This window comes from Hanstruepera flava, assembly GCF_023634025.1.
Lineage (GTDB): Bacteria > Bacteroidota > Bacteroidia > Flavobacteriales > Flavobacteriaceae > Hanstruepera > Hanstruepera flava.
The window spans coordinates 278,726-293,442 of record NZ_JALJCW010000002.1; the positions used below are offsets into that span (position 1 = coordinate 278,726).

The window sequence follows — 14,717 nt, forward strand, 5'->3', positions numbered from 1 at the left end:
CTTTAAAACATTCATAAATTGTTTGATTTTTGTATACGAATTCTGTGAATCTTAATGTTTTTAATATGAAAAAATACTTTTTAATTATTACTTTCTTACTAGTAGGTATAACAGCTCAATCTCAAATATTAATTTCGTTATTATTAGGAGATAAATTAAATTCTGATGGTCTGGAGTTTGGTTTAGAAACAGGCTTTAATTGGTCGAATATTTCCAATTTAGATAGTTCTAAATCTTTGGCAACATGGAATCTTGGTTTTTATTTTGATATCCGAATGAAGAATCAGTGGTATCTCTATACAGGTGTTTTGGCAAAATCTAATTTGGGACTTCATAAGCTAACAACAGCTGATCTTGAGTTGCTTGATGCCACCATTTACGAGGAAAAAGGTGATTACAGTCAAAAAATGAATTATTTTTTAGTTCCAGCACTCGCAAAATACAAGTTTGATAATTATATGTATGTTGAAGGTGGACCTCAATTTGGATTAATGTATAAATCTTGGATAGAATATAATTCTGATGAGGGTGGTAAAGAAGCAAAAATTAAAGAATTCAATAAAGATATGATCAACAAGTTTGATGCAGGTTTTACTTTTGGTCTTGGCTACAATATAGGTAAAGGTAAAGGCATGACTATTGGTGCTAAATATTATTTTGGTTTAATTGATGTTTATAAAGACATAAGCGGTACAAAGAACAATTCACTATTTTTAAAAGTTAACATTCCTATTGGAGCTGGAAAAAAAAGTGAATCTGTAAAAAAAAATGAATAATACTATTTACCATAAAGTAAATTTGGTTCTACACTTTTGTATTTACTGATAACAAATTTGTGATGGAAAGAAATAAAAAATATATAGAATGGATTGATGCTGCTTATGAGGAATTTGCAATTAATGGACCTAATTTCAGTTTAAAGGCACTATCTAAAAAATATCACCTTCCTAGAGCAACTTTTTATTACTATTTTAATAATAAAGAGCAATTGATAGAAGAACTTTTAAAAGAACATTCTCGCCTGAATGAAAATTTTCAATCAGAAATAGTAAAATTAAAAATATTAATGCCAGATCTTTACAAGATTATGTTCAGATTTAAGATGGCTGTCAGATTTCATCAGCAATTGCTTCGTAACGCGCATATTAAAGAATTTTTTGAAGTATATAGTAATTTTAATCAAAGCTCGATTAAAATATTATTACCATTAATAAAACCTCACTTTGGCGGAAATTTTACTGACAAAGAAATTCATCAATTTTATAATACGCTAACAGATGCGTGGTACTCAAAATTGAATTTTTCCGATTTCAGTGTTGATTACCTAAATTCTTTAGCTGAAGAAATTATGAATAACACTATCGGTTTATATCAAAACAATCCGCAAAACAGAAGCTGATAGTTTCCTTTCTAAAGCCTTTAAATTGGTTTCGAATTAATTATTACCGGAACCTGACACCCTTGTCTAAAATTCTTTGTCCTAATTCAGTAAATTTGTTATCGTCAGTCAAAAAAACTTTAACTTATTGTACATGAAAATAAAGTTATTTACCCTATTCATTTTTATAATTTTTGGTGTTTATCATACGAATGCTCAAGATGATCTTAAAATAATGTCGAGAACCGATTCGATTTTTTTTAGTAAACCCTATCCTTACATTTTACCAATTCTTGGGGATAAAGCACATAATACCAAAGTAAGGATGCCCTTACCTATAGGAGTTATGTTTAACGCACTTGTTGGCACTCAATATTTATCACTTGACAATATGCAATTAGGGTTTGGCAATGTAAATAGTCCTGACAATCCAGAAATGATTGACCTAAGCGAATTTGTGACCTTTGAAGATATTACTGCACAAACCTCGACCTATAATTTAAGATTTGATACGTGGGTTCTACCTTTTTTAAATGTCTACGGTATTGTTGGAAAAACCAAAAAAGCCGATATAAGCGTTACGCTCATAGACCCGATACCATTGAGCGTCACCACCGAAGTTAGTGGTACCTACGTTGGTTATGGTATGATGGCCGCAGGAGCGGTAGGTCCATTGTTTATCTCGCTGGACGCAAACCAAACTTATAGCTTTAACCCTAGACTAGATGACCCTGCTAAAGTGTCCATTGCCGGACTGCGAACAGGTCCTGTATTTAAGTTCAAGAATAATCCTAAAATGAATATTACGCTATGGGCTGGAGCGATGTATACTAATTTTAATAGTGAAACTGTAGGCTCTATAAGAGCAACTGAATTAGCGCCTGATGCCCCAGCACGAATTGATGAAATGATTACCAATTTAAATGATTGGTATGATAATTTAAGCCCAGCGGATCAACTTAAATATTATATTCCTTATACCAAGCTAAACAATGGTCTTGAGAATCTACAAGATTCTGTTAACAATGGCTACATCCGGTATTCCTTTGATAAGAAAATAAACAACCCTTGGAACATGCTAATTGGGGCGCAGTGGCAAATAAATTACCGATGGCAAGTAAGGGCCGAAGCGCAATTCCTTGGAGATCGTACAGCAGGTTTATTCTCATTAAACTATAGGTTTGGCATTAAAGGAAAAAACTGGTTTTCCAAAAGAAATCAATAAAAACTTAACTTGATAAAAAATGAATCTTCTTTTAAAAACAAAAAACAACAATCCCTTAACTTGGATTTTATTTGTAATTGTTAGCCTATTCTTTGCTTGCGAGCAAAACCATGAGCAGAATAAGGTAATGGAAACCGAGCATGAAGGAGCTGTTTTACCATTTGATGAACCTGCTTCTTCTAGTGTCACAGGAAAGACTTTGGCAGACTCTAAACATCAATGGCGGCAAGCAGAAAATCACTTACCAGCAGACGCTCCTAATATTGTAATTTTTATGACTGATGATGCTGGTTTTGCCAATCCAAGTGCCTTTGGCGGCCCCATTCACACACCAACTATGGAGCGTTTGGCTGAAACAGGTATTTCTTATAATGCTTTTCATACTACTGCTATGTGTTCACCAACAAGGGCATCCTTACTCACAGGTCGCAATCATCATAGAGTAGCGGCAGGTCAAATAGCCGAGTTGGCATCAGACTGGGATGGGTATTTAGGCAAAATACCAAAATCCACCGCTACGTTTGCCCAAGTTTTGTCTTATTATGGGTACAACACAGCAGCGTTTGGTAAATGGCATAACACGCCTATTACAGATCTAACCAAACTGGGGCCTTTTGACCGTTATCCTACAGGATTAGGATTTGATTACTTTTACGGTTTCCTTGCAGGTGAAACTTCACAGTATGAACCACGTTTGTTTGAAAATACCAATCCTATCGAGCCTCCTCATGATCCAAGCTATCACCTTACGGAAGACATGGCAGAAAAAGCCATTACATGGATGCGAACCAACAGAACAGTAACTCCCGATAAACCATTTTTCCTTTATTTCACCCCTGGAGCCGTTCATGGCCCACATCAAATTTTTAAGGAATGGGCAGATAAATATGACGGAAAATTTGACGAAGGTTGGGAAGCATTGCGCGACATGACTTTTGAGAAACAAAAAGATATGGGTTGGATTCCACAAGATGCTGTACTAAACCCATTGGCAAAAGGTATGCAAAAATGGGATGACGTGCCTCAATCCCAACGTGAATTCCAAAGTCGTTTGATGGAAATTTATGCGGGCTTTTTAGAGCATACTGACACACAATATGGAAAAATTGTCGATGAATTAGAGCAACAAGGTTTGTTGGAAAACACTTTAATCATTTATATCAACTCTGATAATGGTCCTTCAGCCGAGGGAATGAATGGTACCATTAGTGAGCTATTGGCACAAAATGCCATGCCTTCTACTACCGAACAACAATTGGAAGTGCTTAATCGCGATTATGGAGGCATGGAAGCTTTAGGTGGGCCACAACTAGATATCATGTATCACCATGGATGGGCTTATGCAGGGGCATCACCCTTTCAGGGAACAAAACTTGTAGCTGCTCACTTGGGTGGCACACGAACTCCCATGGTCATTTCTTGGCCTAAAAAAATAAAGCATGACGGTAAAGTACGTTCGCAATTTCATCATGTGAACGACATTGCTTCTACCATCTACGACATTTTAGACATTACACCGCCTAAAATTGTAAACGGTGTAGAACAACAACCACTGGATGGAACATCCATGGTTTATACCTTTGATAATGCAGATGCAAAAACTACTAAAGGTGTACAGTATTTTGAAATTCTTGGCAGTAGAGGTATTTACCATGACGGATGGTTCGCAGGAACATTTGGTCCTAAAATGCCTTGGTCAACAGACCCAACAGGTATTATAAACTGGGAGCCTGAAAAAGAGGAGTGGGAACTTTACAATTTGAATGAAGATTATTCACAAGCTGAAAATTTAGCAGATAAAAACCCAGAAAAGCTTGAAGAGCTGAAGGCTATATTTGACAAAGAGGCAACTGATAATCTTGTGTATCCAATTGGAGCTTCATTTTATACCGCTTTTTACAGCCCAAGCGAACTACCTTCTTCTCCACTAACAGAATGGTCGTTTTATGAAGGTCAGGACCGTATCCCAGAAGCTATGGCTCCTAAATTTGTCAGTGGACGTTCTACTTTAGCCATTATTGATGCTGAAATCAGTAATAATACAGAAGGCGTTCTTTTTGCTTTGGGTGGTATTTCCTCTGGTTTTACGGTCTATATGGATAAGGGTTTTTTAAAGGCAGAATACAATGCGATGACTCTAAACCGATATAAAATAGCGTCCAAATCAACTATTCCAACTGGCAAAGTAAAGATTGAGGTAGAAACCAAATACGATTCAAAAGAACGGATGGCACCAGCTACTCTTACGTTAAAAATAAATGGTGAGAAAATAGGGCAAGGGCGTATTGAAAGGTCTGTTCCTGCATTGCATACGGCTTCAGAAACTTTTGATGTAGGTGTTGATTTAGGTTCTCCTGTATCTTTGGATTACTTTGACCGAGCGCCGTTCCGCTTTAACGGTAAAATTGAAAAAATTAATATAAAGTATATTGATGAATAAAAAATTAAATATGAATATATAACCAATCAAAATGAAAACCAATTTACTATTATTGGCAATCTTGCTAGTACTGACTTCCTGTATAGAAGAACCAAAACTAACAGCTAACGAAGCCAAAGAAATTGCCAAAGAGGCTTATACTTATGCCAATCCAATGGTCGACCATTATCGAGGGCTTTACAATTACTTCATCGACACAAACAGTTCAGACTACAAAGGCCCCTGGAATACAGTTATCAATATGGCGAGGGTATATACTCATGAAGACCGTACGATACAGACTGCAAATTCCGATACGCCATATAGTTTTGCTGCCTTGGATTTGCGTTCAGAACCTATAGTTCTTACAGTTCCTGAAATTGAAGAAGGGCGTTATTTCAGTGTACAGCTTATTGATATGTACACCCATAACTTTGAATTTATCGGCACCCGAACCGTGGGCAATAATGGCGGTCATTTTCTTATTGCCAGCCCGGGATGGGAAGGTGAAATACCAGATGGCATCGAAAAGTTGATTCAAGCCGAAACCGAATGGGTGTTGGCAGTGTACAGAACACAACTTTTCAATCCCGAAGATCTCGACAATGTTAAGCAAATTCAGTCGGAGTATAAGCTTCAACCGCTATCTTCTTTTCTTGATTTACCCGTACCAGAGGCAGCTCCGGAAATTCAATTCATCGAACCTTTAACGCAGGATGAAATCAAAGCGTCTCCAAAGGTATTTGAGCAGTTGAACTATCTTCTGCAATTCTGTCCTACCCATCCTTCAGAAAAAGAATTAATGAAACGCTTTGCTAAACTAGGGATTGGAGCTGGAAAAGAATTCAAATGGGGCTCTTTTTCACCGGAAATTCAAAATGCAATAAAACAAGGGATTGCCGATTCCTGGGCTGACTTTGAGGCTCTTAAAACGCAAGCAGAAGCCGGAGAATTAGGGTCGGCAGAAATATTTGGCACCAGGGAACACCTTAACAATAACTACAGCTACAGGATGATAGCTGCTGTAGTGGGAATATGGGGAGCGAGTGCCGAAGAAGCGATTTACCCAACCTATTATGTCGATTCGGAAAATGAACCCCTTAACGGTGCCAATAACTACACCCTTCGTTTTGAACCGGGACAATTACCTCCTGTTGATGCCTTTTGGTCTTTAACCATGTATGAGCTTCCGGCGAGCCTTCTCGTGGAGAACCCACTTAACCGTTATCTGCTCAATTCACCCATGATGGACGATTTTGTTTTTGACGAAGACGGAGGACTTACCCTTTATTTTCAAAATGAATCTCCGGGCAAAGAAAAAGAACCTAATTGGTTGCCTGCACCCAAAGGACCATTTTCAGTTGTAATGCGATTGTATTTGCCGAAACCTGAGACCTTATCAGGAGAATGGGTGAATCCACCTATGGTAAAAAATTAAGAAATGAAAAAAAAATTGATAGCAAAACTGTTGGTGTTGTTTTTAGCTTTAAGCGTTAGTGCTCAAGAATCAGCGGAGCAACTGTCAACAGCAGCTGCAAATCCTTTAGCAGATTTAATTAGTTTTCCTTTTCAGAACAACCTGAACATGAATTATGGAGAATACAATCGTAATCTTAATGTTTTAAACATTCAACCCGTAATTCCTTTTGCTGACGGAAAAATTATAACGCGTACTATCTTTCCAATTGTAAATATACCAGACTTTGGCAGTGAAAGTGGAAAGTTGACGCCTGGATTAAGCGATATTGTTTTTACTGCCTTTTATGTACCAGAAAGTAAAAGCATTATGTGGGGAATAGGTCCTGTACTAGAAATTCCAACTGGAGGAAGTTTACGCGGTACAGATAAATGGAGTGTTGGACCATCTATTGTAGCTTTAGCTCAACCTGGTGACTGGACATTTGGTGCTCTTGTAAATAATACATGGTCCTTTGCAGGCGAATCTGAAGCAAATGATGTAAATCACATGCTGTTGAATTTATTTTTGGTAAAACAAATGGGCAATGGTTGGTACATCAATAGCGCACCAATTATAACAGCAGATTGGAAAGCAGAAAGCGACGACCGATGGATTGTACCAATTGGTGCAGGCGGCGGTAAATTAGTGATGCTTGGAGGAAAACTACCCCTTAATTTACAAACCCAATTGTATTATAATATAGTAAGACCAGATTTTGGTCCAGAATGGCAATGGCGTGTTCAGGTTCAAGTGATGCTACCTAAAAGCATTTTTAAATCAAAAGAAAGTAATCCTGAATAACACTAGTGATTAAAGTAGTTAACGAACCTATAATTTCAAAAATATTATGAGTATACATTATTTTAAACAGGCTAAAAAAATCATTTCAGGACTCATTGTCTTTTTATTTATTGGTTCTCTAAACACTTATTCGCAAAATGATTCAAATCCTAAATTGATATTGCAGATAACTGTAGATCAATTAAGGGCCGATTTACCCAAAACGGTTCTAGATCGTTTACCTGATGGAGGATTTAAATATTTATATAATCAAGGCATTGTGTATGAAAATGCACATCATCGACATGCCAATACAGAAACAGTCGTAGGTCATTCAACGTTGGCCACAGGTGCCGACCCTTCTGAACATGGCATGATTGGTAATTTATGGTACGATAAAGAACATAAGCAATCGGTTTACAACGTGGAGGATTACCGTTACCCCTTAATTGGTTCAGGTAAAGGAGTGGACAAGACTACTGAAATAGATCCCACTCAAGCAGCTGCTTCAACTGATGGGAGATCTCCTTCGGCTTTAATTTCAACAACTTTTTCAGATGAATTAGCTTTATTCACCAATGGCAAATCAAAAATATTTGGTGTTTCGGTTAAAGATCGTGGTGCAATACCTATGGCTGGTCATGCAGGAAAAGCATTTTGGTTTAGTAAGGCCACTGGTCAATTTGCAACAAGTACTTACTATTATGATGACTATCCAGATTGGGTAAACAAATGGAACAAGAAAGAAAAGTATAAAGCGTATGCCAATACCAGTTGGAATTTAACACATGATATTTCAACCTATATTCATGGTGAAGAAGATGATATGCCTTATGAAACAAATCTTCCTGGATATGGTGTAGTATTCCCACATAATTTCGGAGGTTTAGATAATAAATATTTTACTACATTTTTAACACTTAGCCCAGTTGGAGATGAATTAACCTTAGATTTTGCGAAAGAATTGATTGTAGCTGAACAATTAGGCCGTGATAATATTACTGATTATTTATCGGTGAGTTTTTCATCTACTGATTATATAGGCCACACTTTTGGTCCAGCAAGTTTAGAAAGCGAAGACAATCTCATAAGATTAGATAGAACACTTGCCAATCTCATAAGTTTTGTGAACGAAAAAATTGGGCTGGATAATGTACTCATAGTATTATCAGCCGATCATGGTGGCCCTGATGTCCCTGAACGATTAAAGAACTTTGGTATTGACGCAGGTTATTTTGATATTAACAGTGTTGATACAACAGCCATAAGTCAGGTAATGAACAAAAAGTTCAATTTAACCGAAAAAATTGTTTCAGGTTATTTTCATCCTTATGTGTATTTAAACACCGACGTTATTAATAAATATAATTTGGATGTCAATGAAGTTTCCCGAACGCTGGCATACGAACTTCAAAATCAAGAAGGCATAGCCTTCGCCATAGCATCCATTGATTTATTGGAAGGTAAGCTTGCCGATACTGAACTGAATAGGTCGGTGTTAAGAAATTACAACCCTAAAAGATCAGGCGAAATATTCATTGTAACAGAACCGTATTGGTACATCAATGATTTTGATGGTTTAACTGTGGCAAGTACACATGGTTCGCCTTGGAAGTATGATACGTCTGTACCAGTAATTTTTGCTGGAAATGGTCTAAAACATCAAAATATTTTTAGAAATGTTGAAACAGTTGATGTCGCATTAACTTTATCAAATTATCTTAAAATCAAAATACCCTCTGCAGCATCTGGACAACCTTTAATAGAAGTATTAAAAAAATAAAAATAGTATAAAATGAAAACTGTAAAACTGAAAACATTATTCACCGTTTTTTTGTTTGGTACAATTATGTTAGGAACAAATTCCTGCGACAATAAAAAACAAGATTTAACTCTTCAAGAAACCAAACAAATTGCTGAAGAAGCATACATCTATGCTTATCCTATGATAGAACATTACAAAATGATGTTTGCCTATACTATGTATGAAGAATCAGGGCTATATACAGGACCATTTAATACGCTTTCGAATAATGCAACATTGAATGGACCAAAAGACACTATTATTGTTCGACCTAATAATGATACTTTTTATTCCTCTGTATGGCTTGATTTATCACATCAACCTCAAATTATGGAAGTTCCTGCTATTACCAATGGAAGATACTATTCATTCCAAATCATTGACATGTATACTCACAATATAGACTATGTAGGTACCCGTAAAACAGGTTTTGATGCAGGAAATTATATGTTTGTTGGTCCAAATTGGAAAGGTGAAACTCCAGAAGGAATTAACAAGGTCATTCATTCTGAAGGAAATTACCTTTTAGCACTTGGGCGCACTCAAGTTTTTGGTCCCGATGATGTTGAAAACGCACAGGAAATGATGACAGCTTATAAAGTATTGTCGCTCAATGAATATCTGGGTAATGTTTCAGCAACAGTTATGCCTCCAAATCCTGATTTTCCACCATACAATCCACAGAAAGCAGCCGATGCAAATTTCATTAGTTATTTAAATGCTTTAATGACTCAAGGACCTATTCATCCTAATGAAGAAGCAATGTTTGAACGGTTTGCAAAAATTGGAATAGCATCTGGAAAACTGTTTAACTCTGATGATATTGAACCTGAAGTTCTTGCAGCAATAAATGAAGGCGTACAATCAGGGATGGAAAAAATAAAAGAGGAGTCAACAAAGTTAGGTATGAGAAAAGACGGTTGGCAATTGATTTCTGGTTCCTTTGGAACAAGGGAAGCCATGAAAGGAAAATATTTGAGAAGAGCAGCAGCAGCATATTTTGGGCTTTATGGAAATGATTTGGAAGAAGCTTTCTATCCCGAAACTACTTTTGATGCAGATGGTGAGGAACTCGACGGATCTAAATACAACTATATCTTGCATTTTAATGCCGATGAATTGCCTCCTGCCAAAGCGTTTTGGTCGCTAACCATGTACAAACTACCTGAACAACTGCTTATAGAGAATGAAATCAATCGCTACATAATAAGCAGTAATACCAAAGGCTTAAAATATAACGACGATGGTTCTTTGGATGTTTATATCCAGAAAGACAATCCTGGAGAAGATAAAATATCTAATTGGCTGCCAGCACATGATGGAAAGTTTTCATTACAGTCACGCATTTACTGGCCTGATCCAAATGCGCTTGACCCATTATATGCACCACCTGCTGTAGAAAAGACAAATTAACTAATAAGTTAAATTAAGCAAAGATGAATTCTTTTTTTAGGTCTAAAAACAAGATTATATTTATAAAAATAAGTTGATTATTAACAGCGACGTACCAAGGAAAAGATGTCGTTAAGTGCATTTAAAAAGATAATTATAAGCTTACTAGCCAGCCAACAATGATTAATAGCTGAAGGGTCCAACATTTTGTTGGGCTTTTTTATTTTAGAAATTACTGAATAATTTATATTCTATAAGGTTTTTATATTGAAATTTTTTAAGTTGGATTACTTTTATGATTTTTAGAGATTATTAAACGATTTTAAAACCTAATCATTACAGATGGTATTGAATAGCAAGCAACTCGAGCAATTGAGGTATCCTATAGGTCATTTTAAATGCCCAGATGTAATTTCTAAAACGCAAATTGAAAATTGGATTACGGTTTTGGAAACGTTTCCTGAACGATTAACACAATTAACGGCTGGTTTGACTGATCAACAATTAGATACGCCCTACCGACCAGAAGGATGGACTATTCGGCAAGTAGTTCATCACGTGGCTGATAGCCATCACCACAGTTATATTCGTTTTAAATGGGCATTAACCGAAGAGAATCCAGTTATAAAATATTACTATGAAGCGCTTTGGGCCGAATTGTTTGATTCTAAAACAGGGCCTATTGACATGTCATTACTCCATTTAAAAGCCGTGCATGCCAAATTGGTTTATCTGCTGAAGGGTTTGAGTGACGCTGAATTAAACCGTACCTTCATTCATCCAGAGCATAACGAGGAAGTTGTTTTAAAAAAGAATATTGGTATTTATGCTTGGCATTGCAATCACCATTATGCGCATATCGAAAATTTAATAAAGCGTGAAGGTTGGGTTTAAGTTATTTTATTATAATAATTCCTTTTCTATATAAATCTAAAGCAGCATTAAGTAGTGCGTTAATTGTCTTTATTGGTAAATCCGATTTAGGATTAATTCTAAAAATTTTCATTCGCGAACGATTACCACTTTCCAATTCTGGAAAATCAAGATGGTTGCCTTCAACAAATAAGATATAAGGTTCCCCCGTTTTTTTATCTGTCCATAGATAGGCGAACATTTTGGTTTTATAACAAAAACAAGGCATACCATACTTTGTGGTTTCTGTTACGTTTTCATCTTGTTTTAAAATAATATCACGAAGCGTAAGCAAACAGCTTTTGTTTGATTCCTCTTGTTTAAAATAAAAAGATGCGTTCTGACTCAAAAGATAAGTTTAAAGTTGCGTTATTTCCACTTGATATTACAACCCATACTAGGCTTTTGGGTTTGCGTGTTTTCTTTTTGCTCTATTATACAGTCTAAAGCATACCGTAAATCGCTACCATTTAATGGTTTGCCATTTCCGGGCCTGGAATCGTCTAATTGGCCACGGTAAACTAATTTTAATTCGGCATCAAAAACATAAAAATCTGGAGTGCATGCAGCATCATAGGCTTTGGCGACCGCTTGGGTTTGGTCGTATAAATATGGAAACTTAAAGTCATTATCTATTGCCTGTTGTTTTAAATGTATGGGTGCATCTTCAGGATAGTTTTCGGTATCGTTACTGGAAATGGCAATATAATTAACACCCTTACTCTTGTAATCTCGGGCTAGTTGAGCCAGTTGTGGGTTTACATGTTTAACAAACGGACAATGATTGCAGATAAACATGATAACGGTGGCTTTTATTCCTTTTAACTCATTTAAACTATAGTTGTTTCCTGATATGGTGTCTTGTAATGTAAACTCTGGAGCTGTTGTACCTAAAGGCAACATATTTGAAGGTGTTAATGACATAAATTTGGTTTTGCTTTGTTATTAAATAATGTAATTTTATAGCATGAATAATGTAATAAATTTTGAGGATTTTACAAAAGTAGATCTTCGTGTGGGAACAATAACCGAAGTTCACGATTTTCCTGAAGCCAAAAAACCAGCTTATCAATTAACTGTAGATTTTGGTGATCTGGGTATAAAAAAAACTTCAGCACAAATCACAACCTTATATAACAAAACGGACTTGCTTAATAGACAGGTTGTCGCAGTGGTTAACTTTCCCAAAAAACAAATAGCCAAGTTTATGAGTGAATGTTTACTACTTGGAGCGGTTAATGGCTCTGATGTTATACTTTTAAACCCGGAAAGTAAGGTGAAAAATGGCTCAATAGTTTCCTGATAATGGACTTCTTTTAAAAACTTACTTGTTTTTTAATAAATTAACTGCCATCTTACCGCTTACTAACTAACTTTTTAAGTATGCTGGAACTCGATGAGGTTCAAATTAACTTCGATTCTAATAATTTATGGATTCTGAATATTGCATTGGCGGTGGTCATGTTTGGCGTGGCTCTGGGCATTACGGCAGATGATTTTAGGGCCTTGTTCAAAAAGCCCAAATTGGTGTTTGTAGGTATTTTGTCACAGTTTGTTTTATTGCCATTGGTTACTTTTTTCTTTGTTTTAATTGTTCAGCCTCAGGCAAGTATTGCTTTGGGCATGATGATGGTTGCCGCATGTCCTGGCGGGAATATTTCCAATTTTATGACACACTTGGCTAATGGCAATACAGCCCTATCAGTAAGTTTAACCGCATTTTCAACCTTTTTAGCTGTGGTTATGACACCTGTCAATTTTCAATTTTATGGTAATATGTACCAACCCACAGCCGAGCTGTTACAATACGTAGCTTTAAGCCCAATAGATTTGGTTAAGCTAGTTGTTTTAATTCTGGGAATACCTTTATTGTTTGGAATGCTTGTGCGTTATAGGTTTCCTAATTTCGCCATAAAAACATCTAAGCTCTTAAAGCCTTTTTCCATATTGATTTTTGTGGCTATAGTCATCATGGCGTTTATGAATAACCTTGATGTTTTTAATAATTACATTCATCATGTATTGGTTTTAGGTGTTAGTCATAATGTAGTGGCCATTTTACTGGGATTGTTGGTGGCCAAAGCATTTAGGCTGTCATTTAAAAACCAAAAAACAATAGCTATAGAAACAGGGATTCAAAATTCTGGATTAGGATTGCTACTTATATTTACTTTTTTTAATGGGTTAGGCGGTATGGCCATAATGGCTGCATTTTGGGGTATTTGGCATATTATTTCAGGGTTGGTTTTAGCTTATTTTTGGTCTGTTAAATCGCATAAAAAACACGCAGTAGTTTGAAAGCACTTTGGTTACATTTGGTAAGAGCTTATCTGCGAATTGGACTATTCTTTTACTACAGAAGGTTTTATAAAGTCAATAGAAAGGCTGTACCAAAAACAGGTCCGTTAGTTATTTTGTCCAATCATAATAATGCCTTAATGGATGCCTTGTTAATTGCTACTAGAGTAGGTAGGTTCTCCTATTTTTTAACACGTGCCAGTGTATTTAAAAATCCTAAAATAAAATCTTTTTTAATGAGTTTGAATATGTTGCCTGTTTATCGTGTTCGCGATGGATGGAGTACTATTCAAAACAATAATGAAATTTTTGAGTATTGTAGGAAGCTACTGTATATGGGAAAAGCTGTAGCCTTATTTCCTGAAGGAAATCATAATATGAGGCGAACCGTTAGACCATTAAGCAAAGGTTTTACCAGAATTATTTTTGAAACATTAGAAGCCTATCCGGAAACGGACTTAAAAATTGTACCAATTGGGTTAAACTATGAACAGGCCGATACTTTTGCAGATAGTGTCTCCATGGTTATAGGAAGCCCACTACAGGCATCAAATTTTATTTCTGATAACCGTAATCAAGATATTTTAGATTTAAAGCAAGTTGTTTCAGATAACCTAAAGGTATTAACCACACATATTCCAGCCGAGAATTATGATGAAAATCTTGAAGCATTAGAAAAGCTTCGCGCCAATTTTTTAAACCCTATAGCAGTTAATACTTGTATGGCTTCAAATTATATGGATTGTTCATTTAAATCACAATACACGCCTAAGGTTTTAAAGTCTGTTTTTAAAGCGTTAATGTGTATGGTGTTGTTTGCTCCATATGCCATTTGGGTCTGGTTTGTTAAGCCTCGAGTTAGCGAAATAGAGTTTGTCTCAACATTTCGTTTTGCTATTGCTATAACACTTGTGCCAATTTGGATACTCCTTGTTGTAATGGTTTTAATTACGTTTTTTGGATGGGAAGTAGGTTTAGGTTATATGCTGTTAACACTACTGTTTAGTTTACTTGCTATAAAGTTGTAAACAAAAAAGCCACTAATTGATA

The 14,717-nt window shown here is 35.9% G+C and carries 14 protein-coding genes; 12 read left to right on the forward strand and 2 right to left on the reverse strand.

Going from position 1 to position 14,717, the window contains the following annotated elements:
- The first annotated feature begins 65 nt into the window (after positions 1–65).
- The 9 genes from MTX13_RS08770 (at position 66) to MTX13_RS08810 (ending at position 11,351) form a co-directional block, all read left to right on the forward strand.
- Positions 66–776, forward strand: coding sequence for a porin family protein (locus MTX13_RS08770; RefSeq protein WP_250434197.1), 711 nt, complete (start codon positions 66–68; stop codon positions 774–776).
- Positions 777–838: 62 nt separating this feature from the next.
- A complete protein-coding gene (locus tag MTX13_RS08775; protein WP_223033989.1) occupies positions 839–1,399 on the forward strand; it encodes a TetR/AcrR family transcriptional regulator in 561 nt (186 codons plus the stop codon).
- Positions 1,400–1,532: 133 nt separating this feature from the next.
- Complete coding sequence (locus tag MTX13_RS08780) at positions 1,533–2,603, forward strand: hypothetical protein (RefSeq protein ID WP_250434198.1); 1,071 nt, start codon at positions 1,533–1,535, stop codon at positions 2,601–2,603.
- A gap of 19 nt (positions 2,604–2,622) precedes the next feature.
- Entirely contained in the window at positions 2,623–5,043 is a 2,421-nt protein-coding gene (locus MTX13_RS08785) for an arylsulfatase (protein WP_250434199.1), read from the forward strand.
- A gap of 31 nt (positions 5,044–5,074) precedes the next feature.
- Complete coding sequence (locus MTX13_RS08790; protein ID WP_250434200.1) at positions 5,075–6,460, forward strand: DUF1254 domain-containing protein; 1,386 nt, start codon at positions 5,075–5,077, stop codon at positions 6,458–6,460.
- Positions 6,461–6,463: 3 nt separating this feature from the next.
- Positions 6,464–7,282, forward strand: a complete 819-nt coding sequence (locus MTX13_RS08795; RefSeq protein ID WP_250434201.1) for a hypothetical protein — start codon at positions 6,464–6,466, stop codon at positions 7,280–7,282.
- Positions 7,283–7,328: 46 nt separating this feature from the next.
- Positions 7,329–9,044 carry an alkaline phosphatase family protein gene (locus MTX13_RS08800; RefSeq protein WP_250434202.1) on the forward strand — a complete coding sequence of 572 codons (1,716 nt, stop codon included), beginning with the start codon at positions 7,329–7,331 and terminating at the stop codon, positions 9,042–9,044.
- 12 nt (positions 9,045–9,056) lie between these two features.
- The gene (locus MTX13_RS08805) at positions 9,057–10,478 is read left to right on the forward strand and encodes a DUF1254 domain-containing protein (RefSeq protein ID WP_250434203.1); all 1,422 of its coding nucleotides are present in this window, start codon (positions 9,057–9,059) and stop codon (positions 10,476–10,478) included.
- 321 nt (positions 10,479–10,799) lie between these two features.
- Positions 10,800–11,351, forward strand: a complete 552-nt coding sequence (locus MTX13_RS08810) for a YfiT family bacillithiol transferase (RefSeq protein WP_250434204.1) — start codon at positions 10,800–10,802, stop codon at positions 11,349–11,351.
- 1 nt (position 11,352) lies between these two features.
- On the opposite strand, the gene MTX13_RS08815 is transcribed toward MTX13_RS08810, so the two are convergent.
- Together MTX13_RS08815 and MTX13_RS08820 are read right to left on the reverse strand one after the other, a co-directional pair.
- Positions 11,353–11,718 (reverse strand): DUF1801 domain-containing protein, encoded by a 366-nt coding sequence (locus MTX13_RS08815; RefSeq protein WP_250434205.1) that lies wholly within the window; start codon positions 11,716–11,718, stop codon positions 11,353–11,355.
- Between the two features lie 20 nt (positions 11,719–11,738).
- A complete protein-coding gene (locus MTX13_RS08820) occupies positions 11,739–12,293 on the reverse strand; it encodes a thioredoxin family protein (protein ID WP_250434206.1) in 555 nt (184 codons plus the stop codon).
- Positions 12,294–12,336: 43 nt separating this feature from the next.
- Here MTX13_RS08820 and MTX13_RS08825 point away from each other — a divergent pair, with 43 nt between their 5' ends.
- From MTX13_RS08825 to MTX13_RS08835, 3 genes are all read left to right on the forward strand, one after another.
- On the forward strand, positions 12,337–12,672 hold the full coding sequence (locus MTX13_RS08825; protein WP_250434207.1) for a tRNA-binding protein: 336 nt from the start codon (positions 12,337–12,339) through the stop codon (positions 12,670–12,672).
- A gap of 80 nt (positions 12,673–12,752) precedes the next feature.
- The gene (locus MTX13_RS08830) at positions 12,753–13,667 is read left to right on the forward strand and encodes a bile acid:sodium symporter family protein (protein ID WP_250434208.1); all 915 of its coding nucleotides are present in this window, start codon (positions 12,753–12,755) and stop codon (positions 13,665–13,667) included.
- Positions 13,664–14,695, forward strand: coding sequence for a 1-acyl-sn-glycerol-3-phosphate acyltransferase (locus MTX13_RS08835; RefSeq protein WP_250434209.1), 1,032 nt, complete (start codon positions 13,664–13,666; stop codon positions 14,693–14,695). The genes MTX13_RS08830 and MTX13_RS08835 overlap by 4 nt, the downstream gene beginning before the upstream one ends.
- Positions 14,696–14,717: the final 22 nt, after the last annotated feature.

What these genes read in the sequence shown, in the direction of transcription:
- MTX13_RS08770 (WP_250434197.1), top strand. Translation starts at nt 66, where the DNA reads ATGAAAAAATACTTTTTAATTATTACTTTCTTACTAGTAGGTATAACA.
- MTX13_RS08775 (WP_223033989.1), top strand. Translation starts at nt 839, where the DNA reads ATGGAAAGAAATAAAAAATATATAGAATGGATTGATGCTGCTTATGAG.
- MTX13_RS08780 (WP_250434198.1), top strand. Translation starts at nt 1,533, where the DNA reads ATGAAAATAAAGTTATTTACCCTATTCATTTTTATAATTTTTGGTGTT.
- MTX13_RS08785 (WP_250434199.1), top strand. Translation starts at nt 2,623, where the DNA reads ATGAATCTTCTTTTAAAAACAAAAAACAACAATCCCTTAACTTGGATT.
- MTX13_RS08790 (WP_250434200.1), top strand. Translation starts at nt 5,075, where the DNA reads ATGAAAACCAATTTACTATTATTGGCAATCTTGCTAGTACTGACTTCC.
- MTX13_RS08795 (WP_250434201.1), top strand. Translation starts at nt 6,464, where the DNA reads ATGAAAAAAAAATTGATAGCAAAACTGTTGGTGTTGTTTTTAGCTTTA.
- MTX13_RS08800 (WP_250434202.1), top strand. Translation starts at nt 7,329, where the DNA reads ATGAGTATACATTATTTTAAACAGGCTAAAAAAATCATTTCAGGACTC.
- MTX13_RS08805 (WP_250434203.1), top strand. Translation starts at nt 9,057, where the DNA reads ATGAAAACTGTAAAACTGAAAACATTATTCACCGTTTTTTTGTTTGGT.
- MTX13_RS08810 (WP_250434204.1), top strand. Translation starts at nt 10,800, where the DNA reads ATGGTATTGAATAGCAAGCAACTCGAGCAATTGAGGTATCCTATAGGT.
- MTX13_RS08820 (WP_250434206.1), bottom strand. Translation starts at nt 12,293, where the DNA reads ATGTCATTAACACCTTCAAATATGTTGCCTTTAGGTACAACAGCTCCA.
- MTX13_RS08825 (WP_250434207.1), top strand. Translation starts at nt 12,337, where the DNA reads ATGAATAATGTAATAAATTTTGAGGATTTTACAAAAGTAGATCTTCGT.
- MTX13_RS08830 (WP_250434208.1), top strand. Translation starts at nt 12,753, where the DNA reads ATGCTGGAACTCGATGAGGTTCAAATTAACTTCGATTCTAATAATTTA.